The sequence below is a fragment of the Actinomyces sp. ICM58 genome (assembly GCF_000283035.1).
Taxonomy (GTDB): domain Bacteria; phylum Actinomycetota; class Actinomycetes; order Actinomycetales; family Actinomycetaceae; genus Pauljensenia.
This window is the reverse complement of record NZ_ALIY01000016.1, coordinates 12002-33460: the sequence shown is the minus strand read 5'-3', so window position 1 is coordinate 33460 and position 21459 is coordinate 12002. Positions and strand designations below refer to the sequence as shown.

The 21459-nt window shown below is 65.8% G+C and carries 22 protein-coding genes; 10 read left to right on the top strand and 12 right to left on the bottom strand.

The window, feature by feature from the left end; genetic code table 11:
* The first annotated feature begins 198 nt into the window (after positions 1 to 198).
* A complete protein-coding gene (locus tag HMPREF1138_RS00930; protein ID WP_009055378.1) occupies positions 199 to 771 on the top strand; it encodes a GNAT family N-acetyltransferase in 573 nt (190 codons plus the stop codon).
* A 121-nt stretch (positions 772 to 892) separates the two neighbouring features.
* Here HMPREF1138_RS00930 and HMPREF1138_RS00925 read toward each other — a convergent pair whose 3' ends face one another.
* A complete protein-coding gene (locus HMPREF1138_RS00925; RefSeq protein WP_021611442.1) occupies positions 893 to 2896 on the bottom strand; it encodes a cation:proton antiporter in 2004 nt (667 codons plus the stop codon).
* A 214-nt stretch (positions 2897 to 3110) separates the two neighbouring features.
* Between HMPREF1138_RS00925 and HMPREF1138_RS00920 the strand changes: the two genes are divergently transcribed.
* Positions 3111 to 3704, top strand: coding sequence for a protoglobin domain-containing protein (locus tag HMPREF1138_RS00920; protein ID WP_009055343.1), 594 nt, complete (start codon positions 3111 to 3113; stop codon positions 3702 to 3704).
* On the top strand, positions 3673 to 4272 hold the full coding sequence (locus HMPREF1138_RS00915) for a methylated-DNA--[protein]-cysteine S-methyltransferase (RefSeq protein WP_009055374.1): 600 nt from the start codon (positions 3673 to 3675) through the stop codon (positions 4270 to 4272). The genes HMPREF1138_RS00920 and HMPREF1138_RS00915 overlap by 32 nt, the downstream gene beginning before the upstream one ends.
* An 81-nt stretch (positions 4273 to 4353) precedes the next feature.
* Here HMPREF1138_RS00915 and HMPREF1138_RS00910 read toward each other — a convergent pair whose 3' ends face one another.
* Positions 4354 to 5637 carry a YkvI family membrane protein gene (locus tag HMPREF1138_RS00910; protein ID WP_009055386.1) on the bottom strand — a complete coding sequence of 428 codons (1284 nt, stop codon included), beginning with the start codon at positions 5635 to 5637 and terminating at the stop codon, positions 4354 to 4356.
* A gap of 200 nt (positions 5638 to 5837) precedes the next feature.
* On the bottom strand, positions 5838 to 6068 hold the full coding sequence (locus HMPREF1138_RS00905; protein ID WP_009055332.1) for a hypothetical protein: 231 nt from the start codon (positions 6066 to 6068) through the stop codon (positions 5838 to 5840).
* 152 nt (positions 6069 to 6220) lie between these two features.
* Here HMPREF1138_RS00905 and HMPREF1138_RS00900 point away from each other — a divergent pair, with 152 nt between their 5' ends.
* Complete coding sequence (locus HMPREF1138_RS00900; RefSeq protein WP_009055345.1) at positions 6221 to 6448, top strand: type II toxin-antitoxin system Phd/YefM family antitoxin; 228 nt, start codon at positions 6221 to 6223, stop codon at positions 6446 to 6448.
* A 54-nt stretch (positions 6449 to 6502) separates the two neighbouring features.
* On the opposite strand, the gene HMPREF1138_RS00895 is transcribed toward HMPREF1138_RS00900, so the two are convergent.
* The 4 genes from HMPREF1138_RS00895 to HMPREF1138_RS00885 all read right to left on the bottom strand — a co-directional run bounded on the left by HMPREF1138_RS00895 (position 6503) and on the right by HMPREF1138_RS00885 (position 8972).
* Positions 6503 to 7225 carry a nitroreductase gene (locus HMPREF1138_RS00895; RefSeq protein WP_009055411.1) on the bottom strand — a complete coding sequence of 241 codons (723 nt, stop codon included), beginning with the start codon at positions 7223 to 7225 and terminating at the stop codon, positions 6503 to 6505.
* Between the two features lie 71 nt (positions 7226 to 7296).
* Positions 7297 to 7566, bottom strand: coding sequence for a Txe/YoeB family addiction module toxin (locus tag HMPREF1138_RS10560; protein ID WP_009055322.1), 270 nt, complete (start codon positions 7564 to 7566; stop codon positions 7297 to 7299).
* Positions 7559 to 7816, bottom strand: a complete 258-nt coding sequence (locus HMPREF1138_RS00890) for a type II toxin-antitoxin system RelB/DinJ family antitoxin (RefSeq protein WP_009055348.1) — start codon at positions 7814 to 7816, stop codon at positions 7559 to 7561. The genes HMPREF1138_RS10560 and HMPREF1138_RS00890 overlap by 8 nt, the downstream gene beginning before the upstream one ends.
* Positions 7817 to 7922: 106 nt before the next feature.
* Positions 7923 to 8972, bottom strand: a complete 1050-nt coding sequence (locus HMPREF1138_RS00885; RefSeq protein WP_009055334.1) for a threonine aldolase family protein — start codon at positions 8970 to 8972, stop codon at positions 7923 to 7925.
* 140 nt (positions 8973 to 9112) lie between these two features.
* Between HMPREF1138_RS00885 and HMPREF1138_RS00880 the strand changes: the two genes are divergently transcribed.
* Positions 9113 to 9946, top strand: a complete 834-nt coding sequence (locus HMPREF1138_RS00880) for a class I SAM-dependent methyltransferase (protein WP_039936346.1) — start codon at positions 9113 to 9115, stop codon at positions 9944 to 9946.
* A gap of 25 nt (positions 9947 to 9971) precedes the next feature.
* Here the strand turns inward: HMPREF1138_RS00880 and arfB are convergent, their stop codons facing one another.
* The 3 genes from arfB to HMPREF1138_RS00865 all read right to left on the bottom strand — a co-directional run bounded on the left by arfB (position 9972) and on the right by HMPREF1138_RS00865 (position 13544).
* Complete coding sequence (gene arfB, locus HMPREF1138_RS00875; RefSeq protein WP_009055364.1) at positions 9972 to 10412, bottom strand: alternative ribosome rescue aminoacyl-tRNA hydrolase ArfB; 441 nt, start codon at positions 10410 to 10412, stop codon at positions 9972 to 9974.
* Between the two features lie 107 nt (positions 10413 to 10519).
* Positions 10520 to 11119 carry a uracil-DNA glycosylase family protein gene (locus HMPREF1138_RS00870; protein ID WP_009055324.1) on the bottom strand — a complete coding sequence of 200 codons (600 nt, stop codon included), beginning with the start codon at positions 11117 to 11119 and terminating at the stop codon, positions 10520 to 10522.
* 58 nt (positions 11120 to 11177) lie between these two features.
* The gene (locus HMPREF1138_RS00865) at positions 11178 to 13544 is read right to left on the bottom strand and encodes a hypothetical protein (RefSeq protein WP_009055381.1); all 2367 of its coding nucleotides are present in this window, start codon (positions 13542 to 13544) and stop codon (positions 11178 to 11180) included.
* A gap of 419 nt (positions 13545 to 13963) precedes the next feature.
* Here HMPREF1138_RS00865 and HMPREF1138_RS00860 point away from each other — a divergent pair, with 419 nt between their 5' ends.
* The gene (locus HMPREF1138_RS00860) at positions 13964 to 14944 is read left to right on the top strand and encodes an alpha/beta hydrolase (protein WP_081495944.1); all 981 of its coding nucleotides are present in this window, start codon (positions 13964 to 13966) and stop codon (positions 14942 to 14944) included.
* A gap of 97 nt (positions 14945 to 15041) precedes the next feature.
* On the opposite strand, the gene hemQ is transcribed toward HMPREF1138_RS00860, so the two are convergent.
* Entirely contained in the window at positions 15042 to 17276 is a 2235-nt protein-coding gene (gene hemQ, locus HMPREF1138_RS00855) for a hydrogen peroxide-dependent heme synthase (RefSeq protein ID WP_009055404.1), read from the bottom strand.
* 194 nt (positions 17277 to 17470) lie between these two features.
* Here hemQ and HMPREF1138_RS00850 point away from each other — a divergent pair, with 194 nt between their 5' ends.
* Genes HMPREF1138_RS00850 through HMPREF1138_RS00840 form a run of 3 tightly spaced genes read left to right on the top strand, consistent with a single transcriptional unit; the run spans position 17471 to position 19881 of the window.
* A complete protein-coding gene (locus HMPREF1138_RS00850) occupies positions 17471 to 18394 on the top strand; it encodes an ABC transporter ATP-binding protein (RefSeq protein ID WP_009055376.1) in 924 nt (307 codons plus the stop codon).
* Entirely contained in the window at positions 18381 to 19142 is a 762-nt protein-coding gene (locus HMPREF1138_RS00845) for an ABC transporter permease (protein ID WP_009055352.1), read from the top strand. The genes HMPREF1138_RS00850 and HMPREF1138_RS00845 overlap by 14 nt, the downstream gene beginning before the upstream one ends.
* A gap of 22 nt (positions 19143 to 19164) precedes the next feature.
* On the top strand, positions 19165 to 19881 hold the full coding sequence (locus HMPREF1138_RS00840) for a TetR/AcrR family transcriptional regulator (protein WP_009055366.1): 717 nt from the start codon (positions 19165 to 19167) through the stop codon (positions 19879 to 19881).
* 2 nt (positions 19882 to 19883) lie between these two features.
* On the opposite strand, the gene HMPREF1138_RS00835 is transcribed toward HMPREF1138_RS00840, so the two are convergent.
* On the bottom strand, positions 19884 to 21017 hold the full coding sequence (locus HMPREF1138_RS00835) for a glycosyltransferase (RefSeq protein ID WP_039936335.1): 1134 nt from the start codon (positions 21015 to 21017) through the stop codon (positions 19884 to 19886).
* A 211-nt stretch (positions 21018 to 21228) separates the two neighbouring features.
* Between HMPREF1138_RS00835 and HMPREF1138_RS00830 the strand changes: the two genes are divergently transcribed.
* Positions 21229 to 21456 carry a hypothetical protein gene (locus HMPREF1138_RS00830; RefSeq protein WP_009055350.1) on the top strand — a complete coding sequence of 76 codons (228 nt, stop codon included), beginning with the start codon at positions 21229 to 21231 and terminating at the stop codon, positions 21454 to 21456.
* Positions 21457 to 21459 lie beyond the last annotated feature (3 nt).

Here is a 21459-nt window from a genome sequence, read left to right as displayed (position 1 = left end):
CCGGTCAAACCTCTACAAGTTTAGGTGAGCGAACGGCGCATCTGAGCGCCGATGGTCACTGAGTGAGCCCTGATCGCTCCCTGATGAACCCCTGAACTCATATCTCTCGCATCACATCACGGTCCCCAAAACCCAGCCCCGGCCTCGTTCCTCGGGAGGCTTCCCGGAGGCATACGGCCGAGCGGGTAGACTGTTCCCATGACCGACCTCACCCAGATTCCGGTGCCGAGCGAAGGGCCAATCACCGACAAAGTCCAGGAAATCTACGAGCGTTCCTTCCCGCCCGAGGAACAGATCCCCCTTCCCGAGCTGCTGGAGAGCGCCGAGCTGGACGAGGTCTCCTTCGTCGCGTGGGTTGACGACTCGCTGCCCGCCGGCGAGACCGGGGCGGACAACGTGGTCGCCCTGACCTTCTCTTTCGCCTTTCATGACCTGTTCTACCTGGGTTTCCTCGCCGTCGATGGGCGCACGCGCAGCGCGGGCTACGGTTCGCGCATCCTCACCCACTTCCGTGAGCGCCACGGGGATGTGCCGCAGCTGCTCGAAATCGAGCCGGTCGTGCGCGAGGCCGGGAACTACCAGCAGCGCGTGCGTCGCCTGGCGTTCTACGAGCGCAACGGCTTTACGGTGACGAACATGCTCACGCACGAGGCCGACCAGACCTACCGGGTCCTGGCTCGCGACGGCATCGTGACCCCGCAGCGCCTGGAGGAGGCCCTCAACTCGGTGACGGATGACCCGGCCTACGCCTCGCGGGTGACGACGGACTGAGGCCTCGCCGCTCATGCATTGATCGGGCCATCCCCTCACGGGGTGCGGCCCGATTCTGTGCGATCAGCGAGGACGGGGGGTGACCGTCCGACTCCTGCTGCCCGCCGTCAGTGGTCGGCTCTCAGTGGTCGGTTTCGCGGCTAGAGACCAGGAGGATTTCCTCGTTGTCGAGGCGGGCGAGCGCGCCTTCTAGGGCGGCCGAGGAGAAGATGCCCTCGTCGCGGGCCTGGAGGAGCGCGTCGCGCTGGGCGTGAATGGCTTCGAGGGCGAGCTCGCGGATCTGGTCGCGCGTGAAGGAGCGTTCGACTTCTTCCTCGCTCATGGCGACCGTGCCGTGTCCCTCGTCATCGCTGGGTGACGTGAGCGCTGAGGACGCATCCTTCGCGGGCAGGGAAGCCGATTCCGAGGTCGTGGCAACGCTGGCGGTCGCCTCAAGCGAGTCATCCACGCACTCGGGACACAGTCCGCCGCTGGTTGCTCCCGACTGCGTGGAGGCGTCCCGGAGGATGTCGGTGAGGACGCGGTCGGCCGTGCGCGCGATGCGGGTCCCCTCGGCCTCATCGGTTGCGGAGACCGCGTTCCCGATGCGCGACAGGGTGCGAGAGACGCCGGCGGAGAGCAGGGTCTGGCCGTCAACTTCGTGGATCGCTTGGGCCAGGGCGGTGTCCACGAGCGCGGAACCCATCACTGTCAGAAGCTTTGCGCGTTCTTCTTCGGAGATATCACCCGAGGCCATCTGGGGCTTGACGATGCGGATGAGGCCGGGCAGGGTCAGTCCTTGGATGATGAGGGCCCCCGCCGCGATGAACAGGGCGATCGTGAGCAGGAGCGCGCGCGCCGGCGCGTGCGTCGAGATTGTCTGCGCGGCGGCCAGCGTGATCGCGCCTCGCATGCCCGCCCACACGATGACGCTGCCCTCGCGCGGCCCCAGCGGCTCGTTCGCGAAGTAGTCCAGGTCCGATCCGCGCATCGCGTTGCGGCGTTCGCGGCGCTTGAGGCGTCGGCGATAGTGGTTGAGCGCGTTCTCCCAGTGCTCGGGGCTCAGGTTGCGGGCCTGAAGCATGTCGGCGTCGACCTCGCAGGCCTCGTTCATGCGTTTCTCGAAGCGTGCGATTCGTGAGTTCTCAACTTCGTAGCGGCGTTGACGGTGGGTACGGCGGTGGTCCAGCCAGGCGAGCATGATGGCGATGAAGATTGCTCGCATGACCATGATGAGCGCGCCGAGGGTGACGGCGAGGAAGGCCGCGAAGGCCAGGCCGCCGGAGAACACGGCGGCCTCCTCGACGATGCCGAAGGCCTGCAGGCCCATCGTCAGGAAAATCCCGCTCTCCAAGACGAGCGTTATGGTCTCCCAGTTCTGCTGGGTGAAACGCCTATTGGTCGCGGAGATAAAGGCCGCGCGTCGGCTTGAGACGACCAGGCCGGCGACGACGGCCGCAACGAGGCCGGAGCCTCCCAGGTGCTCGGCGGGGATCGAGGCGATGAAAGGCATCGCGAAAGAGAAAACGGTGTTGGCGGAAGGGTCCTTGATGAGGGCGCGCAGGCGCACGCCGACTTCGCCGACGACCCAGCCAATACCCGCAGCGATACCGAGGGCGATGGCGACCTTGCCGATGAGCAGGCCCGGGTTGAGCGCGTGTTCGTCTGCGGCCAGGCCCGCGCTCATCGCGGCGGACAGCAGGACGAGCGAGGTTGCGTCGTTGAAGAGCCCCTCGCCTTCGAGGACTGTGATGATTCGGTGGGAGACGCCGGAGCGTTTCGCAATCGAGACGGCGACCGCGTCCGTCGGGGACAGGACCGCGCCGAGCGCGACGCCCCAGGGCAGGGAGATCGCGGGGACCAGCCAGTTGATGACGAAGCCGACCGCGAAGGCGGAGACGAAGACAAGGGGGATCGCGAGCATCGCGACGGCCTGCATCTCGCGCCGGAAGTCCATGGTCGGCATTCGCACGGCCGCCGAGAAGAGCAGGGGCGGCAGCACCATCTCGAGGACGATGTGTGGTTCGATCTCGATGGCCCCCACCTGGGGCAGGAACCCGATCGCCAGGCCGACGACCAGCAGGATCAGGGGGGATGCCACGCGCACCTTGGGCGCGATGAATTGGCATGCCACGATGATGAGCATTCCGGCCAGGGCAATAAGAAGGGGATCCACAGGTTAATTGTATTGTGCGCAACCCCCGCGGCGCCGTTGCCACCTCACCACAGCGGCTACGCGCACGGCGAACTCGCACGAACCACGCCCACCCAACTGCGCTCCATACCAGTCCCAGATGTCAAACAGACCCACACGATCAGAGCACGTTGTACAATCGACGCATCGTTTCAAGGAGGTTCTCATGACCGCTTACAACCACTCGTCGGGGTACACCTACGGCACCGATGCCGTCCCCACATCCCCGCTCACACTCGAGGATCTACGCCAGATCGAGGCCGCCGCACACGTCCAGCCCGGTGACGCAGAGCTGCTCTCACGAGCAGAACCCATCCTGGCGCCACACGCTATGGAAATGGTCGACACGTGGCGCGGAATTCTGGCTCAAAAGACGTATCTGGCAGCACATTCCGCGCACCCGGACGGGCAGCCAAACCCCGAGTACGCGCAGGCGTCAAAGCCGCGCTTCGCCCAGTGGATCATCGACATGTGCACGCGCGAGCGTGACCAGGCGTGGTTGGACTACCAGTACCTGATCGGCGCACGGCACATGTCCGCAGCGAAGAACGCGGCGGATGGGGCGGACTCGACACCATTCGTGCCCCTGCGCTACGTGCTCGCCTTCATCGCGCCCACTGTGGAGGTCGGTCACCGTCTCCTCGCGGAGGGCTTCGAGGGTGACGAACTGAGCGCCGTCCGTGATGCCTGGACTCGCGCTGTGACTGTCGCCGTGACAGTGTGGGCGTATGCCTACCGAGAGCACCCCGAGCAGTTCTGATCCGGCACTCGCCACCTACACCTCCCCCATCGGCCGCCTCACGCTGGCCGCGCGGGGTGGTGCGCTCGTCGGCCTGTGGGCGGCGGGGCAGCGTTTCTTTGGTGTCCCCTATGGCGTCGACGAGGCCGTGGCCGCTTACGCGGAGTCGGCGTCCTCCCGAGATGGTTGTGGACGTGACGCGAACGTTGGAAGAGACGAGGACGCGGCCGCATTGGCTGCGGCCGCGTCCTGGTTGGACGACTATTTCGCCTGGCGGGTCCCCTCCCCCGCCCGCGTTCCGCTCTCGCCCATGGGCAGCGAGTTTCAGCTCCGCGTCTGGGAGGCTATGAGCGCCATTCCCTACGGGCACACAATGACCTACGGCCAGCTGGCGGGTCGCCTGCGCGAGGCCGGGGTCGCCGCGTCGGCGCGCGCGGTCGGCGGGGCGGTGGCGCGCAACCCGTTGATCCTCATTCGTCCCTGCCACCGCGTGGTCGCGTCTACCGGCCCGGGCGGCTATGCGGGAGGCGCCACCCTGAAACGTTGGCTCCTCGAGCGCGAGGCAGCCACTGCCTCGTCCCTTTCGTGAGTCATACCTGCACCTGACCTGCCGTGATAGCCTCGGTCACCGAGGCCTCGTCGACGAGCCGCCCGGCGCGCGATCCGCACGTTAGCCCTCACCCGCACCCCGCGTAACCAGGTCGGAGGGTGAGACGTTGGGCTTGCGATCGGCAATATCCTTGGCGAGCTTGCTGGCGTCGCGGCGCAGCTGCTTGGAGTCCGCAACCGACGCTCGGGAGAGCTCCCGGGCCTTTTCGCGATGCTCGTCCGTGTACTCCAGGTGATCGGCATGCTTGTGGACCAGGAGGCGAATGAGCTTGCGGCGCAGCTTCTCCTCGTGCGAGATGCCCGCGCGCTCGCGCAACCAGCCCGCAGCCAGGACCACCAGGAGCGCGACGCCTAGCCAGCCGATGATCGGATACATGCCGCCGATCAGCTTCTTGAAGCCCATCAGCGAGGCCGCATACCCCAGCGCGACAACGCCCATGAGGACGATGCGCATGCGCTTTGTCGACCCCCCCGAGAATCGGCGGGCTGTCGCGAAGAACAGCGAGAACACCGTGTTGTAGATGAGCGCGAAAATGATGAGGGTGTAGACAAAGGCGAAGGCCGGGTGAATCATGCGCGCAATCTCGAGGGCCGGCACGTTGACGTCCCAGATGCGGTCCATGTTCAGGTAGAGGGCGAGGGCATCGCCGCCGATCACCAGAGCGATGATCGCGCCGCCGATACGGCCCGCGAGGCGAGCCTCGCGGATGCGCAGCACCGAGCCGCCCAGCACGAAGGCCATGCCGATGCCGTTGACGACGCACAGCGCGAAGTAGTTGATCGCCGAGAACCAGAGGTTCGGCAGAGCCGGGGTGACCTGAGTGGCGGTCGCATTCAGTTCGGCCACGCTCGGGTGCGGGGTTACCAGCGAGTAAATGACGAGGACGACGATCGCGATGACGATCATGGGCGTAAAGACGCCGATCACCTTCATGATTCGGTCAAAATCCAGGAAGGCCGTGAGAATCACGAGGCCGGCGCACACGGCACTGCCAGCCCACGCGGGCAAACCGAATTGCTGCTCGAGGTTCGCGCCCGCGCCCGCGAGCATCACGAAGCCCATCGCGAAACCAGAAAAAACAAGCACCACGTCAATGACGCGACGCACGGCGGGATGGGTGATGCGTTCGAAGACCTCGTCGTGGTGGCCGGAGCGGTAGTAGGAGCCCAGCTGGAGGGCGACAACGCCGAAGATGATGTTGAGGACGCCCAGGGCCGCGATTCCAATCAATCCGGTGGCACCGAAGGAGAGGAAGTACTGGAGCAGATCCTGGCCACTCGCCAGGCCCGCGCCGACGATGACCCCCACGTAGGCGAAGGCGACAGAGAGGTACTTTTTTGACATGGCGGTCCTTCCGATCGCAAACATGCACCGAGGGACGACCCAGTTCCTCGGCAAGCGCTGGTTTGACAGCGCCTGCCGCCATTCTATACAGCATTAGCCATAAATAATTAACGATAGCCTTACTTAAGCTTGTACAGAAGGGACTAAATACCTAATACCCAACCCAATCCCCCCGAAAACGAAGCTTTGGGATCTTCGTCTCAGCCGAAGTTACAGGAGGCTACCTGCCCCGATCCACGGGCGTCGAAGTCCCAAATTCGATCCACATTGAGGTACAGGGCCAGAGCACCCGCACCGAGGGCCGCGATGCCGATCAATCCGGTGGCACCGAAGGAGAGGAAGTACTGGAGCAGATCCTGGCCACTCGCCAGGCCCGCGCCGACGATGACGCCCACATAAGCAAAGGCAACAGAGAGGTACTTCTTGGACATGGGGTCCTTCCGATTGTGAACGTTTCACGAGGCCGAAGCCCCGTTCCACGGTAGACGCTCACCTGGGTGCCACGTATGTCCGTGGGAAACTGTTCACGCCCAGGAAGGCTCATACAGACACAGACGTGTACACAAGGTACTAAACCGACACTATGAACACACTTGCCACAACCCTATCGACTCGGGAGCTGCGCGCGAACCTCTCCGACGTCCTCGGACGAGCGTCCTACGGCGGCGAGCGTATCGGAGTGACGAAAAACGGCCGCCTCACTGCGATCGTGATTGGCGTCGACGACTTGTTGGCCCTGGAAGAACTCGAGGATGCGCGCGATCTCGCGGCCTTCCGGGAGGCGGTGCGCAACGACGACGGCAGCGCGTGAGCCTGGCCGACCTGCGCGCTGAGCTCAACGACTAGCGATGTACCGCTCGTAGCGTTACTTGCCTTCGAGGAGCTGGATCGGCGGGCGCGGCGCCTGCATCGAATTGATCGGCGCGTCCGGATCGGCGTAGCCGAGGGCGAAGCCGGTGATGAACTTGTAGCCTTCGGGGATCTCGAACTCCTCATCGACGGGGGTGCGCCAGGTGGCCAGGATGCCGACCGGGCACGAGTCGATGCCGCGCGACTTGGCGGACAGGAACAGGGTCTGAAGCATGAGGCCAGCGTCCATCGCGCTCCATGGCAGCATGTCCTCGTGAACGAAGACAAAACCCATGACGGGCGCATCGAATGCCATGACATTGCGACGGTTGACGCGGTTACGCCCCTCAATGTCGGCGCGCTCCACGCCGTAGGTGCCATACAGGAGCTTCGCGACCTCGATCTGGGCAGGACGCAGCTCGTCCGGGTAGCGCTTGCGCACCGGGAAGTCGCCATCCGGGACGGGAATCTCCACGTCGGGGTCGATGGCCTTGCGGGCGTGGGCCTCGATCTCCTCGTCAAACAGCTTCCCGAAGCGCTCGCGCAGGCGCTGGGCGCGCGCACCGGACGCGATCGCGACGCGGAAGGCACGCGTGTTGGACCAGGACGGCGCCGTCGTCGCGTCAGCGAGGATCGCATCGATAACGCCAGCGGGCATCTCGCGATCCGTGAAGGCGCGGGTCGAGCGACGGGAGGCGGCCAGGGCAGAAAATTCGTTCTTCTCTTCGTTGAGTGTCATGCACCCAGCCTAGCCCGGCCTCGTCCCCCGATCCACCCGGCCCACCCACCGGACGGCTGCCACTTCGCCGGCTAGTGATCCCCATAGTGCGTTCGACATGAAATGATCTCGACTCGATCATCACGCACGCGATAGACAAGGCGATTTGCCGCATCAATGCGGCGTGACCACCACCCCGAGTAACGCCCCTTCAACGGTTCAGCCTTACCGATTCCAGTATCTTGCCCGTTCCTGGCAATGTCACGCAGTAGTGCATTGATGCGCTTCAGTGTCTTTCGATCCTGAGTCTGCCACCACAGATAGTCCTCCCAGGCCTCGGAGGCCCAGACAAGGTCACGCATCCTCGATCAGCTCTCGCGAGATACCACGCCCGGCCTCCAGCTCCGCGATACCGTGGTCAAGATGAGCGAGGTTGGCGCGCGAGTAAAAGCCATCAACCTCCAAAACGAAGGGAATCCGCTGTTCCCGCGCCACCTTCTTCGCAAAGATCGTGAACGCGGTATTCATAGAGAGACCCATTTCTTTGCAGGCACGCTCCATCGCGGCCTTATCCTCAGCGTCGAGTCGAACCGTCACCGTAGCGGTCGCCATTTGACACCTCCAAAATCGACATATAGATAGCTATATGCTATCAGATCGATAGCACATTTAAGACCCTGACAGCACACTCCCCCCAGAGAACGCAGAAGTACTACCTTTACCGCGCCAGGGCCTGCTCGAAGGCCACCACGTCCTCCTCGGGGGTCGCCCAGGAGGTGCCGATGCGCGCGAGGAGGCGCCCGTCGGGCAGGGTCTCCCAGATGCTGTAGCGCACCTTGTCCGACAGGCGCTCGTGCCCGGCCTGATCGAGGGCCACGAAGGTCAGGTTGGTCGGCGAGTCCATGGTGACGACGTAGCCTGCGCGCTTGAGGGCCTCGCGGATCCGCGCGGTCGCTTTGACGGCGGGCTCGCCGATCGTCAGGTAGAGGCCCTCCTCGAAGAGCGCCTCGAACTGCACGCCCAGGAGGCGCCCTTTCGCCAAGAGCGCGCCGTGCTGCTTCATGTGGGTGACGAACTGGCGGATCGAGCCGCGCTCGGGGATGACCACGGCCTCGCCGAAGAGGGAGCCACACTTGGTGCCGCCGATGTAGAAGACGTCGGTCAGGCGCGCCAAGTCGGCCAGCGTCACGTCATTGGCGGGCGAGGCCAGCGCGTAGGCGAGGCGCGCGCCATCGGCAAAAAGCTTGAGGTCGCGCTCGCGACACACGGCGGAAAGCTCCTCGAGCTCCTGCAGGGAGTAAAGCGTGCCGTACTCGGTGGGCTGTGAAATATAGACGAGGGCGGGGGCGATCATGTGGTCACGCGCACCGTCGCCCTCCCACGCCGAGCAGATACGTCCGACGTCGGCGGCATTGATCTTGCCTTCGACGGCGGGCGTGTCGAGGATCTTGTGGCCGCCGCGCTCGACGATGCCGGCCTCGTGCATGTTGATGTGGCCGGTGTTGGGGGCGATGACGCCCTGCCAGGGCAGGAGGATCGCGTCAATGACGGTGGCGTTCGTCTGCGTGCCGCCGACCAGGAAGTACACGTCGGCGTCGGGGGCCTGGCAGGCGCCTCGGATCAGGTCGCGGGCGCGCTCGCAGTGCTCGTCGGTGCCGTAGCCGCTGGACTGTTCCATGTTGGTGGCGACGAGGGCGTCGAGCACCCGGGCGTGCGCGCCTTCCTGGTAGTCGCTGGAGAAGTTCGGCAGCGCAGGAGAAGAATTCACGCGGCCATTATTCCACGCGCTTGGCCGGATGATTCCTGTTTCCTCGCGAGGATCTTTTCTCGCTGGAACTGAAGGACTATCCTGACTGTCGCCGGGCGATGCCGTCAGGCTTCCCGATACGAAAGTGAGAGCATCGCATGATGCCAACCACGCACGGAGAACAGTCGAGCACAGTCAACCGGGACTCGCAGGCCTATTGGAACAAGCGGGCGACGACGTTCACGAGAGACGCGACCAGCGACTACGAGCGATGGCTCCTCGATCTGCTCGCGCTCGAAGCGGGCGAGGAGGTCCTCGACATGGGGTGCGCGACGGGCACGCTCGCCGTCCCCCTGGCCCGCGCCGGGCACCGCGTCCACGGCTGCGACTTCGCCGAGGCCATGCTGGCGATCCTCGAGGAGCGCGCGGCCGCGGAGAATCTGCCGATCACCTCCCACCTGCTCGCCTGGGAGGACGACTGGGAGAATGCGGGCCTGGGTGAGAACAGTGTGGATGTCGCCTTCGCGTCACGTTCCCTCATGAGCGGGGACGTGTCCGCTTGCGTGCGCAAGCTCGACGCGGCTGCGCGCTCGCGTGCGGCGGTCGTCGTGCCCGACAGCCTGCTCCCCTCCCGCGACCCGCGCCTGCTTACCTACCTCGGGCGCACTGCGCGTCTACCGCGCATCGTCCGCGACGTGACCCGCGCACTGGCTGCCATGGGCCGGACCCCGGTAGGCGCGAGGACCCAGACCTTCCGGCCGATGCGTTTTTCTTCCTTCGACGAGGCCCGCTCGGACCTTCGTCGCCTGGCTGGCCCCGAGCCGTTCACCGCACGCGAGCAGCGACTGTTCGACGCATACGTGGCACAGCATGTCGTGCGTGAGGCTCCCACTGATCCCACAGAGGTGACAGAGGAGCACTGGGTCCTCGACTATCGCCTGCCCGTCACCTGGGTGTTCATCGGCTGGCGCACCGACGGGAGCGCATGGGCGTAGCGGGACACGACCTCGTCCGAAGTGCTCACTCCGCGTCGGGGCGGCGCCTGCGCGCCTTGACCTCGGCGCGCCTCTTCTTGTCGGCGAGGCGGCGCAGCTTAGACGCGCGCGTCGGCTTCGTGGCGCGACGAGGCGTGGGCGGGGTGAGCGCTGAACGCAGGACGTGCGCGAGGCGTTCACGCGCGGCGGCGCGGTTGCGGCGCTGGGAACGGGTCTCGGCGGCCGTGATCGTGAGGACGGTTCCGGTGAGTCGCTCGCCGAGCACCGACAGGGCGCGCTCGCGCTGGCGATCGTTCAACGCGCTCGTCGCACCCAGATCCAGGCTCAGCTGCACCCGCGAATCCGCCGTATTGACGCCCTGCCCGCCCGGGCCCGAGGCGTGGGAGAAGCGCTCTTCCAGCTCCCCCGCGGGCACGATGAGGCCGTGCGGGCAGCCGGGCCCAGCGGGAATGCGCAGATCGTCCATGCACTCTAGTGTGCACCACTCACCCCGGCCCCGGCCTCGTCAATCCACGCGCCTTCATGTACGTGACTGCCGACGTGCACTGATGCGTGGATTCTCACGCACAACGCTCAGGCCATGAGCGCGGCGACCTGCTTCTTCAGGTCGGGCAGCACGTCGGACGCGAACCAGGGGTTCTTTTTCATCCACATCTGGTTGCGCGGCGAGGGGTGGACCAGCGGGAAGTACGTGGGCAGATAGCGTTTGTAGTCGCGCACGACGTCCGTGAGGGAGGCCGAGGACTTCAGGTCCAGGTAGCGCCTGGTCGCGTAGGCGCCGACGAGGATCGTCATCTCGAGCTTCGGCATGAGCTCAAGCAGGCGCGGGTGCCACGTGTCGGCGAAGTCCTTGCGCGGCGCCAGGTCCCCACTCTTTCCGGTGCCCGGGAAGTAGAAGTCCATGGGGACGATTGCGAGTTTGCCCGAGTGATAGAACGTATCGCGGTCGACGCCCATCCAGTCGCGCAGACGGTCGCCGCTGCGGTCGTTCCACACGATGCCGGTTTCCTCGGCGACGCGCCCGGGTGCCTGGCCGACGATCATGATGCGACACTGAGGCCCCGCGTAGAACAGCGGCCCCACGCCTCGCTTCGTGTACGAGGCGTTGGCGGGGTCTGCGGCAATCTCCTCGGCGATTTTCTGGAAGCGCGGATCCGTGATCTCAGGTGTCATAAACCCAGGGTATGCCACCTTGCGAGCGCACGACCCCCGGCGACTGACAGGTCACACGCTAGTCTGCGTCTGCCACGCGGGCGACGTCGGAGCTCGTACCCGGCGCGAGATCACCGCGCTCGACTGCAGCCTCACGCGCTTTCTTTTCCAGCCTGCCCAGCTCGGCCACGGTGTAGCCGAGGTGAGAAACCCCCTTTTCCAGGCTTTGCCTCAGCTTCTTCTGGCCTCTTTCTTTCGCCCCCTTCAGGGTCTCAATCGTGCGCTTATCAGCATCGATCGCACGCTCCAAGCGCGCCTTCGACTCCTCGATAATCCTCAACGCCAGTGTCGGCGTTTCCTCCACAAGCACCGAACACTGGGCGAGCCACTCGACACACCCTCGCTTCACTTGTTCGGCGTAGTCCTTGCTCAGCGCTCCCACGAGCGCCGCTCCTCCGGAAGCGGTCGTCAGGCCCAGAACCGCGCCCCCTCCCGTGATGATCGCGCTCCCGCCCGCCATTCCGAGGCCTCCCGCAGCGAGGGAGCCTCCGCCGACCCAGGCCAGGCTCGCACTCGTCAGCGCCGCACCGCTCAACCCGACCACGGCCTCGCCGGCCAGGGCGGCCGCAATCGCGGGAGCAGCGACGGCGGCCACCCCACCCGTGGCGACGGTCGCAGCGGCAGCCGCCGCGCCGCCCACCGCCAGCCTCGTGTATGTACCCGAAAGCCAACGATCGTAAGACGTGCGCGCATTCCGGAGGCGTTTAAGGGTTGCTGCATCGATAACATCTTGCTCGGTCACAAAGACATCGGTAAGCCACTTGTGCGACAACGAGAGTTTCTTGTCCGTGACGTAGGGCTCGAACACGAGCAACTGCTGGGCGATGGCGAGCCGAAGAGACTCCCCACCCTCTCTCGCGCACAAGGCGCTCAACTCACGGTAGGCATCGGCAGAGTCACGGAAGTAATTCGCGTCCGTCTCTTCACAGGCGGCGAGTAGCCGACGCTTCCACGCACCGATCAGGATTTCCTTACGCGCGCGCACAGCATCCTTCTTGTCGCGGCGACAGTCATCCTCGAGCCACGCCATGCGTAGCGAGTCGAGCACTCGCTGCACGTCATCACCCATGGGCGCAAACACGGCAACATCCGCACCCGCCTTGCTCGCGCGGCGCCGCTCCCACCACTGTTCGACGTCCTCGTAGATGTAGGAGCTGTCGGCCCGCAAGGCGAAAGCAAAACGGCCAATCCCGGCGTAGTTGAGGCGCATGAAGAACAGGGGGACCGCTCCCACCTCACCACTGGCAGCGCCTTCCACCACCGCGCGAACCGCGGCGATGGCAGTGTTGACGACCACGAAGGAACCCGAGGCAACGGTCAGCATGCGCGTGAGCGCACGGCTGTTGAGAGGCAGGAATCGCGAGGGATTGATGCGCGCCAGATCCTTGACGCTGGACACGTCGCAGCGCTTTAATTCGTCGACGAAGCGAGTGATCGTGTAGAAACCGCGAACAATGCACTCATTCGCGAGAACAGCGGGAACCTGCGTCAGGATTTGCCCCGCCAGGCCAACCTCGGTCCGCAGATCGAAGCGTAGGGGATTGCCATCCTCGTCCTTGAGAAGAGTGCCGTTAAAGGCTTTCGACACCCACTGCGAGAACGTCGCGATCTTATCCTCGTGCGCGATGGACATGTCGCGGAAGAATGGCAGGGCCGAGGCCTCCTTGAGGAAGGAGAGAAGAGGCCCGGGAATGCCGGTGCCCAAGCCGGGAGTTGCGCTCGACCCAGCCATGTCGCTGATGAGGTGGAGCATCCAGTTGAGGGTGCCATAAAGGAACTTCTCCTCGCTATTCCTACCGAATAGCATCCCATCCTTGAGCGCCTCGGCGGGCAGGTCGACAATCAGGAAGCTCCCATCCGTCGCGGTTCCAAACCCCTTGCCGGTGAATTGCATGAGGATGGAGCACACGAGCCCAACGGGCGAGGGGTGATGGGAGAAATCGCGGAGGTGGTGCTGGAGGCCGCCACCGAATGCTGCGGTGAGCTTATCCCCCACGAATGGGAAGCTATTTTCGAGGAAGCGGATCGCGTCTGCGATGCTCGGGTTGTCTTTGTTCAGGCCCACCCTCTGGGCCGCTCCGATGACGATCTTCTCGATCTTTTCAGCCCCGAGCCTGCGCGCATCGGCCAGGTTGAGGTCCTGTTGCCACAGGACGCTCAGAGCTCCCATGAGGGTGCCGCTCGCTGCGGCGACAACGTAATCCCTGGCTTGCGCGGGCGAGGCGTTGGGATCGAATTCGAACGCTGCGGTTTCGTCCGGCTCGCTGCCCTCATTCAGGCTCACCTCGTACGTCCCCTCGACGGGAACGTCCGTCAGCTGAGGAAGGGGTGTTGCAGAAAACACCAGACGCTCGTTGTCTCCACGACGGATCAGGTCTCGGGTCATGATTGCTCCCATGCAACTCTCGATAGATACCGGGAGAATAACACGATAACTATCCCGATCCCCCGCTTAGGCTCCTCGTCTCTCTTCCCACTCCCCCGCCTCGTCCTCATCGTCCCCCACATTCCGTGTGCGATTCCCCAACCACCCCTATCATCGCTCCCCCACAAACCCCGGAATTTCAACGATCAAAATTCAAATCCTGAAAGCCCGACGGGGGAATTGCATGCGACATTGGTGGGGAGACGCCGCGCGGGAAGGACAACAGCCGCATAAGCAAACCGTCAGCAACTTGCGCGCAGCCCCACACTGATTAGTCGCAGCTGCCCGGTCGGGCATAGAGTGGGACTCATGAGGGTATCTGGAATGCAGGCGAGGGGCGGCCAATGAACACGAGGTTCGTCAGGCGAACATCCAAGCGGATGACAACCATCGTCGCCTCGCTCGCGGTTGCGGCCTCCATGCTCGGCCTCGCAGGCCTCGCGGCACTCACCCTTCCCTCGGCACACGAACAGCGGGATCCCTCTCCCATCGCCTACGACGAGGACGAGGACCCCATGTCCGAGGCCGTCGCTGCCCTACTCGACACGGCCTCGTCCCTGCATGGGTCGATCGACACCCTCACCTACGAGCAGCGCTACGAGGGACAGACCTACAGCAAGCAGGCCTTCATCTACGTGCCCGCCTCCTACTCGCCGGGCACGCCCGCGAACGTCCTCTACCTGACGCACGGATGGTGGGGCAACGCGGCGGGCCTGGCCGACGGGGTCGCTCCGGTCGTCGACGAGCTGGAGACAACGGGCGAGGCGGCACCCACGATCGTCGTGTTTGCGACCTACTACCCGGACAGGTCGTTCGCGACCGACGACTACGAGGACGATTACACCCTCAATCGTTTCTTCGCGACGAGCGAGATTGACACGCTCATGAACGCGGTTGAAACACGCTACACAACCTTCGCGCACGGCGACACCTCCGACGCTTCCCTTCGAGCCTCGCGCAGGCACCGCGCGTTCGGCGGCTTCTCGATGGGCGCGACGACCACCTGGGACGCGTTCGCGCTGCGCCCCCAGTACTTCTACGGGTACATGCCGATGGCGGGCGAATCCTGGATTGGGCGCGAGGAAGACGCCGACGAGGAGCGGCTCGCCGAGCTCATCACCGCGGGGGCAGTGCGCGAGGGCTACGGGCCGGGAGATTTCCGCATCCTGGCCTCGGTCGGCTCCGAAGACCCCGCGCTGTGGGACATGACCCCGCAGCTTGACGAGCTCCACCAGGACTACCCCAACCTGATGACCGAAACCAGCCTGCAGCTATGGATCGACGACGGGGAGTCACACTCGAGCACGTCCGTCGCCAACCAGGTTGAACACAACCTGCCGCTCCTGTTCCCCTCCACGTAGGAGGCGCCTGACACGCGGCGTGAGAGCGACGCACTGAGCCCCGGCCTCGTTCCTTATCGCAGGGACGAGGCCGGGGCCGACGCGCAGATAAGGGGCTTTATGCGCGGGGCTGGCGCTCCGCCCACTCGCCGAGGTTCACGCGCGGACCCGTGAAGAACGGGGTGTCCTCGCGCACGTAGAGGCGTGCCTCGGTGTAGCGCTGAGCGTGCATGACGCCCTCCAGGCGGTCCAAGCTGTCGGCCTCGAACGCGAGCACCCACTCATAGTCGGAGAAACCGAACGCAGACAGGGTCGAGCCCTTAACATCCGGGTACTGAGCGAAGCCATTGCGGCCATGTTCGGCCATGATGCGGGCGCGCTCTTCAGGGGCCTTGAGGTACCAGTCGTAGGAGCGCACGAAGGGATAGACCATCGCCCAGTCGCGGGGCGCGACGCCGCCGAAGCAAGCGGGAATGTGGCGCTTGTTGAACTCGGCGGGGGTATGCAGGCCCATGCAGGACCACACCGGATCCAGGAACTTGCCGAGCTCGCTCGCGCGCAGGCGGTGGTAGGCGTCCTGGAGGACCTCCGGGTCATCGTCGAGCCACCAGACCATCAGGTCCGCCTCGGCGCGGAAGCCGGACACGTCGTAGAAGCCGCGGATTTCCGCGCCCGCGCCCTTCACGTAGTCCAGGGATTCGGCGACGATGCGGCCGCGCTCACCGTCGTCGGCGGGCAGGGACTCCCCCAGCGCGAACACGGAGTAGAGGGCGTAGTGCTGCTTGTTGTTGACCTCGTCGAAGTCGATGTCGGTGGCGTCGCGCGGGTCAGTGACGCGGGCGTGCGAGTGGGGCGTCGCCTCGGTGCCCGCGTGGCGAGCCTGGTGGCGCGCGGCGTGCTCACCGACACGGTCCGGCACTCCCGCGGGATGTCCCGGGTTCTCCGGGTTCTGCTCGGGCGGCCGGGCGGCGTGGGGATGCGGGGTAGACATGGAGTCCTCCTGGTTTGGGGCTGGGTGACCGGCGGCTCGGGCGGGCGCGCCGGAAGAATGAGGGGCGTGTGCGGTGCCGGGGTGGGCGCTCGCGGCGGCGGGTGAGGGGTGCCCGGGGCGCGCCGGGGAGAGGCAGCAGTCGCTCGGGCAGACGGTGTGGAAGGGTCCGGTGCCCGTCACGGTGACGCGCGCGGGATTCTCGCCTCGCGCCTGGGCGGCGCGCTCTTCGAGCACGTCGACCAGAGAGGACACGAAGCCCGGGTCGGTGGAGACCGTGTCGGCGCGCTCGTAGGGAATACCCAGGCGCGCGGCGGTCTCCTTCGCCTCGGTGTCGAGGTCGTAAACGACCTCCATGTGGTCGCAGATGAACCCGATGGGGACGACGACGGCGCCACTCAGCGCCTTTCCATTCACGGTATCCCAGGCCGCGGCACCGCCCGCGACTTCCTCAAGGAAGTCGTTGACATCGGGCTCGAGCCATCGGGCCTGCGGGGGGCCGGAACGCGAGCAATACACGAGGTCGTAGCCCAGGTCCGCGCGCCCGAGGACGCGGCGCAGCTCCGGCATAATCGCGGCGATGAGGGCGTGGTGCTGGGCGACGTAGCTGATTTCGGTTGCGGGGGTTCCCGCCGGCGACGAGGCCTGGCTCCCCTGCTGCTCGCGGTGATCGCCCGAGGCCGCCGCGGCCTCGTCGATCGAGGGACGGAACGGGAAGGGCGAGGATCCCGCCTCCATACTCACGGGGATGGAGTGGGTGACGAAGATCAGGCGAATCCCTGCCGGGTCGACGCCGCGCGCCGCAAGGGCCTCCCACGCGCGCCGGACGGACGCAATCTGCGCGCTCGCCATACCGGGGGTCGAGTAGTAGGGGCGGACCTTGTCCACGATGATGTCGGCGTCGGGATTATCGGCGCTGTCTTCTGCCCCCAGTACGATCGTCCCCCACTTGTCGCGCAGGGCCTCCGCGGCCTCGGCGAGGTCTTCGCGGTACTGGCGGCATCCCGAGTACGAGGCGTAGGCGGAGGTGGGCAGGACGAGGATGCGCCGGGCACCAGCCCCCGCGAGCTCGTCGAGGCCTTCGGTGACGAAGGGGTGCCAGTTGCGGTTTCCCCACCCGACGGGGATGTCGTGCCCGCGCCTGGCAAGCTCCGCGGAAAGGTCGGCGATCAGGCGCTGGTTGCAGGCGTTGATGGGCGAGACGCCGCCGAAGCGCTTGTAGTGGGCGGCGACCTGGAGCAGGCGCTCGTCGGGGATTCCGCGGCCACGCGTTGCGTTGCGCATGAACGGCAGGACGTCCTCCTCGCCGTTCGGGCCACCGTAGGACAGCAGCATGATCGCGTCGTAGGTTTCCAGACCTGGCACTTTCGCTCCTCCTTCACGCCTAGCGTGGACAGTGTAGGGCTGCTTCCCTCCCCCATGCAGCGACAGATTGTCAGAAAAACGCAGCAATTCAGCAGTTTTCCCCGGCGAGCAGCACCGGCTTGCGCACGCAAGTTAACACTGTTAACCTTACCTGCGGCACAAAGTTAACAGCGTTAACCGATGGGAGAGAAACCGTGTCACATCCACACGCCCCAGCCCTGGAGGCTCGGGGGATCCGCAAGAGCTACGCCGCCCACGAGGTCCTGCGCGGGGTCGACCTGCGCGTCGAACCCGGGCAAATTCTCGGGCTACTCGGACGAAACGGGGCCGGCAAGTCCACGCTCATCACGATTCTGTGCGGGCTGCGCCAAGCAGACTCCGGAAGCGCCAGCATCTGCGGACACCGCCCCTCCTCCGTCGAGGCCGCACGTTTGATCGGCTACGCGCCACAGGAGCTGGGCATCTACCCCGACCTGAGCGTCGCCCAGAACCTGGCGGCCTTCGGCGAACTGAACGGGCTCACTCGACACGAGTCGGCCTCGCGAGCAGGCGAGGTGATGGACCTCCTCGGCCTCACAGAGAAACGCGGTCAGCGCGCCTCGCACCTCTCGGGCGGACAGCAGCGCAGGCTTCACGCGGGCATGGCGATCATGCACCGCCCGCGCCTGGTGTTCATGGACGAGCCGACCGTCGGCGCGGACGTGGAGGCGCGCAGCCAGATCCTGGGAGCGGTGCGCCAGCTCGCGCAGGATGGCGCGGCCATCGTCTATACCTCGCACTACCTCGCCGAGTTCGAGGAGCTCGGCTCCGACGTCGCGATCCTGAACGAGGGACGCATCGTCGCGCGCGGTCCCCTCGAAGACATCATTTCCGCCCACGGGCGCGCCGAGGTCACCCTCGAGTTCGACCGTCCGGTTCCCTCAATCGATGGGTGGAGCTCCGACGGGAGGATCCTCCGGCACATCGGGGACGAGGCCGACCCGGGTTCGCGGATCGGCGAAGCCCTGGCCTCGCCCACCCTCGAAGGCGCGCGCCTGACGGACGTGCGCATCACCCAGGCGAGCCTGCACAACGCATATCTGCAGATCATTAAGGAGAGTGACCATGTCGCAGCTTAAGCAAATCGGAGCCATGACCCGCCTCAACATTCGGCTTCAACTCACCGACCCGGCACCCACGCTCATCCTGACGGTGATCCCCCTGGTCTTGATCCCATTCATGATGCCGGCGTTCAAGTCGATGCTCCTGGCCGACGGCTACACGAGCGTCACGGGCGCCGAGCAGGCGGTTCCGTCAATCGCGATCCTCTTTTCATTCCTGGCCGTGCAGAACATCATCGGATCGTTCTTCAACGAGCGTTCGTGGGGCACGTGGGAGCGCCTCGAGGCCTCGCCCACCTCGCGCGCGTCCATTCTGACGGGCAAGGCGCTGGTCTCCTTCCTCATGCAGACCGTACAGATCGCGGTTGTCCTCGCGCTCGGCGCCCTCATTTTCGGATACCGGCCGACCGGGTCCCTCGTCGCGCTGGCCGCGATTCTCCTCAGTTTCTCCGCGGTCCTATCGGCGCTCGGCGTCGCACTCGCGCTGTGGTCGCGCAGCCGCGACGCGGCCCTGTCACTGTCGAACATCATTGGCATGCTGGCGGCGGGCATCGGCGGGTCTTTCTCCACGGTCTCCTCGTTCCCGGATTGGGCGCAGCACGCCGCGCGCCTGTCCCCCGCCTACTGGGCGATCACCGCGATTCACGAGGTGAGCCTGGACGGGGCGGGACTTGCCGACGTCGGGACGCGGATCGGCGTCCTGTGGGGTTTCTTCGCGGTGATCGCGGGGCTGGCACTGGTACAGTTCCGGTATCACAGGGAGTAATGACCACCGAAGCGGAGAGCCCATGCCGTCGTCACGCCAGCGCGCGCTATCGCGAGACATCATCTTGTCGAGCGCGCTCGACCTGGTCGACGAGGAGGGGCTCTCCGCTTTGTCTCTGCGGTCTTTGGGAAAGCGTCTCGGCGTCTCCCAGGCCGCTTTTTATCGCCATTTTCCCGACAAGGCGGCGCTCCTGGAGGGCATCGCCGAGCAGGTCTGGCGACTCACGTTCGAGTCCTTCCTGGACCGCGTGGACACTGGGGCGGTCGATTCAGCTTCGACGCCCACGCACGAGGCATCGGAGCCGACCGAAGGTACCCCCGCCTCGCCCCTGTTGGTCTACATGCGCACCTACGCGCGTTGCCTGGCATCGACACTGCGCTCCCACCCGGGCGCAGTCATGCTGCTGCTCACGCACCCGATGTCGACGCCCGAGCAGCTGTCGCTCCTGGCGCGCGTGTTCGTAACGCTGGCCCGGCGCGGTTTCACGCCGAATGCGGACATGCTGGGGCTGGTCAACGCGGTGTCGATCTACACGACGGCCTTCGTCGCCGCCGAGGTCGTTCCGCCCGTGGGCGGCTCCCCCGAGCAGCCGGCCGACCTGTCGGCCGCGAGCGCCGCGCTCGATCCCGAGGACGCGCAGGCGCTGCGCCCGCTCATCGAGGATCTCCTGGACGGCCGCTACGACTTTAACGCCCAGTTTGAGCGGGGCCTGGAGGCGATCCTGCGCGGCTGGCACTGAGGCTAACCGACCAGCTCCTCGACCTCGCGCACGATGCGCGCGGCTCCACCCAGGGAGGTTAGCTCCTCGCGCAGTCCTCGGATCCCCGAGGTCAGGGCGGGTTCGTCGACGAGGGTGCGGGCGGCGCGGGCAATGAGTGCCGGCTTGGGCTCGAGAACGGTCAGGCCACAGCGCGCGTTTTCCACGGCCTCGGCGTTGAATTGCCGCTCAAAGACGCGACCCGGGACGATCACCTGGGGGACCTCATAGGATAGAGAGTCCATCATCGAGTTTTGCCCTCCGTGATGCACGAAGACGCGGGCGCGCGGCAGGAGCTCAGCAACGTCGAAGCGGGGCGCGCAGGTCACCTCGTGGTCCCCTGAGAGCTGGGTGGCCTCGGACACGCCCGCGACATACACGTCGCATCTGAGGGCATCGGCGATCTTTCGTCCGGCGCGCACGGCCACGCCAGCGGGCACGCTGCCAGCGCCGAGGTAGACGAGCACGCAATCGCGACGCGTCGGCGGCAGTGTGGGCGGCTCGTCCAGAAACCCGCAGTAGACGGCCCGCTCCCCCGCCCGCGGTTCCAGGGTCGGGCAGCTTGGGATGAAGCGGCGCCGCATCCCCTCGAGAACGGTCAGGGACGAGGCCGGGGCGGGCATTCCCATCTCGCGCAGCAGGCGTCGAATTCCTGCGGATTTGCGCGGGTTGGAAGCGTAGGAGGCGGTCGTCGGCTGCGAGCCGCTGCCCACGCACGGGATGCACTCGGCGCGGGCGGCGATGACGGCGGCGAGGTTGAATTCGGAGTAGACGAAGTCGGGGCGGATAGCACGCATGTGGGCGCGGAGCGCGTCGACGGCGGCGCGCGTGTAGCGCTCGTCGAGGGCACCGGTCAGCCAGAGGACCTCCTCGAAGCTGCGCACGGGCTTGCGGCCCATGAGGCCGAGGCGCGAGGCCAGGGGGAAGGTGTGGCGCGCGATGGCCTCGGGAAGGCCGAGGGGTGAGGGAACCGGAATCTCGAGCGTCGGAGCGACGGGATTGGCGCAGTTGCCGTCGTCTCCCCACGCGAGCACGACCTCATGGCCACCGTCGCGGAACGCACGTGCGACGCGCTGCGCGCGCGACCACGGCCCGCCCATCCGCGAGCGAGCGACCATGGGAACGACGAGAACCTTCACGCGTCAAGGGTACGCCGCTCACAACCGTGCGCACGCTACGGTTTTCCCCTGCCCAGTCCTCGTCTCTGACCAGAACGGACGAGGCCGGGGCCGAGTGTCGGGACCAACTCACCGAGGCATCACGGCTAAGCTGATTCTCACCCGCGCGCACCCGCAGCGCGCCCACGCATCGACGCAAGGAAGGCCCACCGTGCACACCGACAAGATAGAGGACGTCATGTCCGAGCTGCTGGGTGAAGGCTATCAAATCGTCTGGGACGACGACAGCCTCTCCCCCGCCATCGACTGGGTGGACTGGATCGAAGATCCGGAGGATGAGGAGAAGGAGAAGGTCGAGGTCACCTTCCAGGACGGCTCGACCCGCACCTTTGACAAGGGCGTTCCCATGCGCCAGATCTGGCACGAGGACGTCGACTGAGCA

Bases quoted from the DNA above. Each gene is read 5' to 3' on its own strand.
- HMPREF1138_RS00930 (WP_009055378.1), top strand. From the start codon at position 199: ATGACCGACCTCACCCAGATTCCGGTGCCGAGCGAAGGGCCAATCACC.
- HMPREF1138_RS00925 (WP_021611442.1), bottom strand. From the start codon at position 2,896: ATGCTCATCATCGTGGCATGCCAATTCATCGCGCCCAAGGTGCGCGTG.
- HMPREF1138_RS00920 (WP_009055343.1), top strand. From the start codon at position 3,111: ATGACCGCTTACAACCACTCGTCGGGGTACACCTACGGCACCGATGCC.
- HMPREF1138_RS00915 (WP_009055374.1), top strand. From the start codon at position 3,673: ATGCCTACCGAGAGCACCCCGAGCAGTTCTGATCCGGCACTCGCCACC.
- HMPREF1138_RS00910 (WP_009055386.1), bottom strand. From the start codon at position 5,637: ATGTCAAAAAAGTACCTCTCTGTCGCCTTCGCCTACGTGGGGGTCATC.
- HMPREF1138_RS00905 (WP_009055332.1), bottom strand. From the start codon at position 6,068: ATGTCCAAGAAGTACCTCTCTGTTGCCTTTGCTTATGTGGGCGTCATC.
- HMPREF1138_RS00900 (WP_009055345.1), top strand. From the start codon at position 6,221: ATGAACACACTTGCCACAACCCTATCGACTCGGGAGCTGCGCGCGAAC.
- HMPREF1138_RS00895 (WP_009055411.1), bottom strand. From the start codon at position 7,225: ATGACACTCAACGAAGAGAAGAACGAATTTTCTGCCCTGGCCGCCTCC.
- HMPREF1138_RS10560 (WP_009055322.1), bottom strand. From the start codon at position 7,566: ATGCGTGACCTTGTCTGGGCCTCCGAGGCCTGGGAGGACTATCTGTGG.
- HMPREF1138_RS00890 (WP_009055348.1), bottom strand. From the start codon at position 7,816: ATGGCGACCGCTACGGTGACGGTTCGACTCGACGCTGAGGATAAGGCC.
- HMPREF1138_RS00880 (WP_039936346.1), top strand. From the start codon at position 9,113: ATGCCAACCACGCACGGAGAACAGTCGAGCACAGTCAACCGGGACTCG.
- arfB (WP_009055364.1), bottom strand. From the start codon at position 10,412: ATGGACGATCTGCGCATTCCCGCTGGGCCCGGCTGCCCGCACGGCCTC.
- HMPREF1138_RS00870 (WP_009055324.1), bottom strand. From the start codon at position 11,119: ATGACACCTGAGATCACGGATCCGCGCTTCCAGAAAATCGCCGAGGAG.
- HMPREF1138_RS00865 (WP_009055381.1), bottom strand. From the start codon at position 13,544: ATGACCCGAGACCTGATCCGTCGTGGAGACAACGAGCGTCTGGTGTTT.
- HMPREF1138_RS00860 (WP_081495944.1), top strand. From the start codon at position 13,964: ATGACAACCATCGTCGCCTCGCTCGCGGTTGCGGCCTCCATGCTCGGC.
- HMPREF1138_RS00845 (WP_009055352.1), top strand. From the start codon at position 18,381: ATGTCGCAGCTTAAGCAAATCGGAGCCATGACCCGCCTCAACATTCGG.
- HMPREF1138_RS00840 (WP_009055366.1), top strand. From the start codon at position 19,165: ATGCCGTCGTCACGCCAGCGCGCGCTATCGCGAGACATCATCTTGTCG.
- HMPREF1138_RS00835 (WP_039936335.1), bottom strand. From the start codon at position 21,017: ATGGTCGCTCGCTCGCGGATGGGCGGGCCGTGGTCGCGCGCGCAGCGC.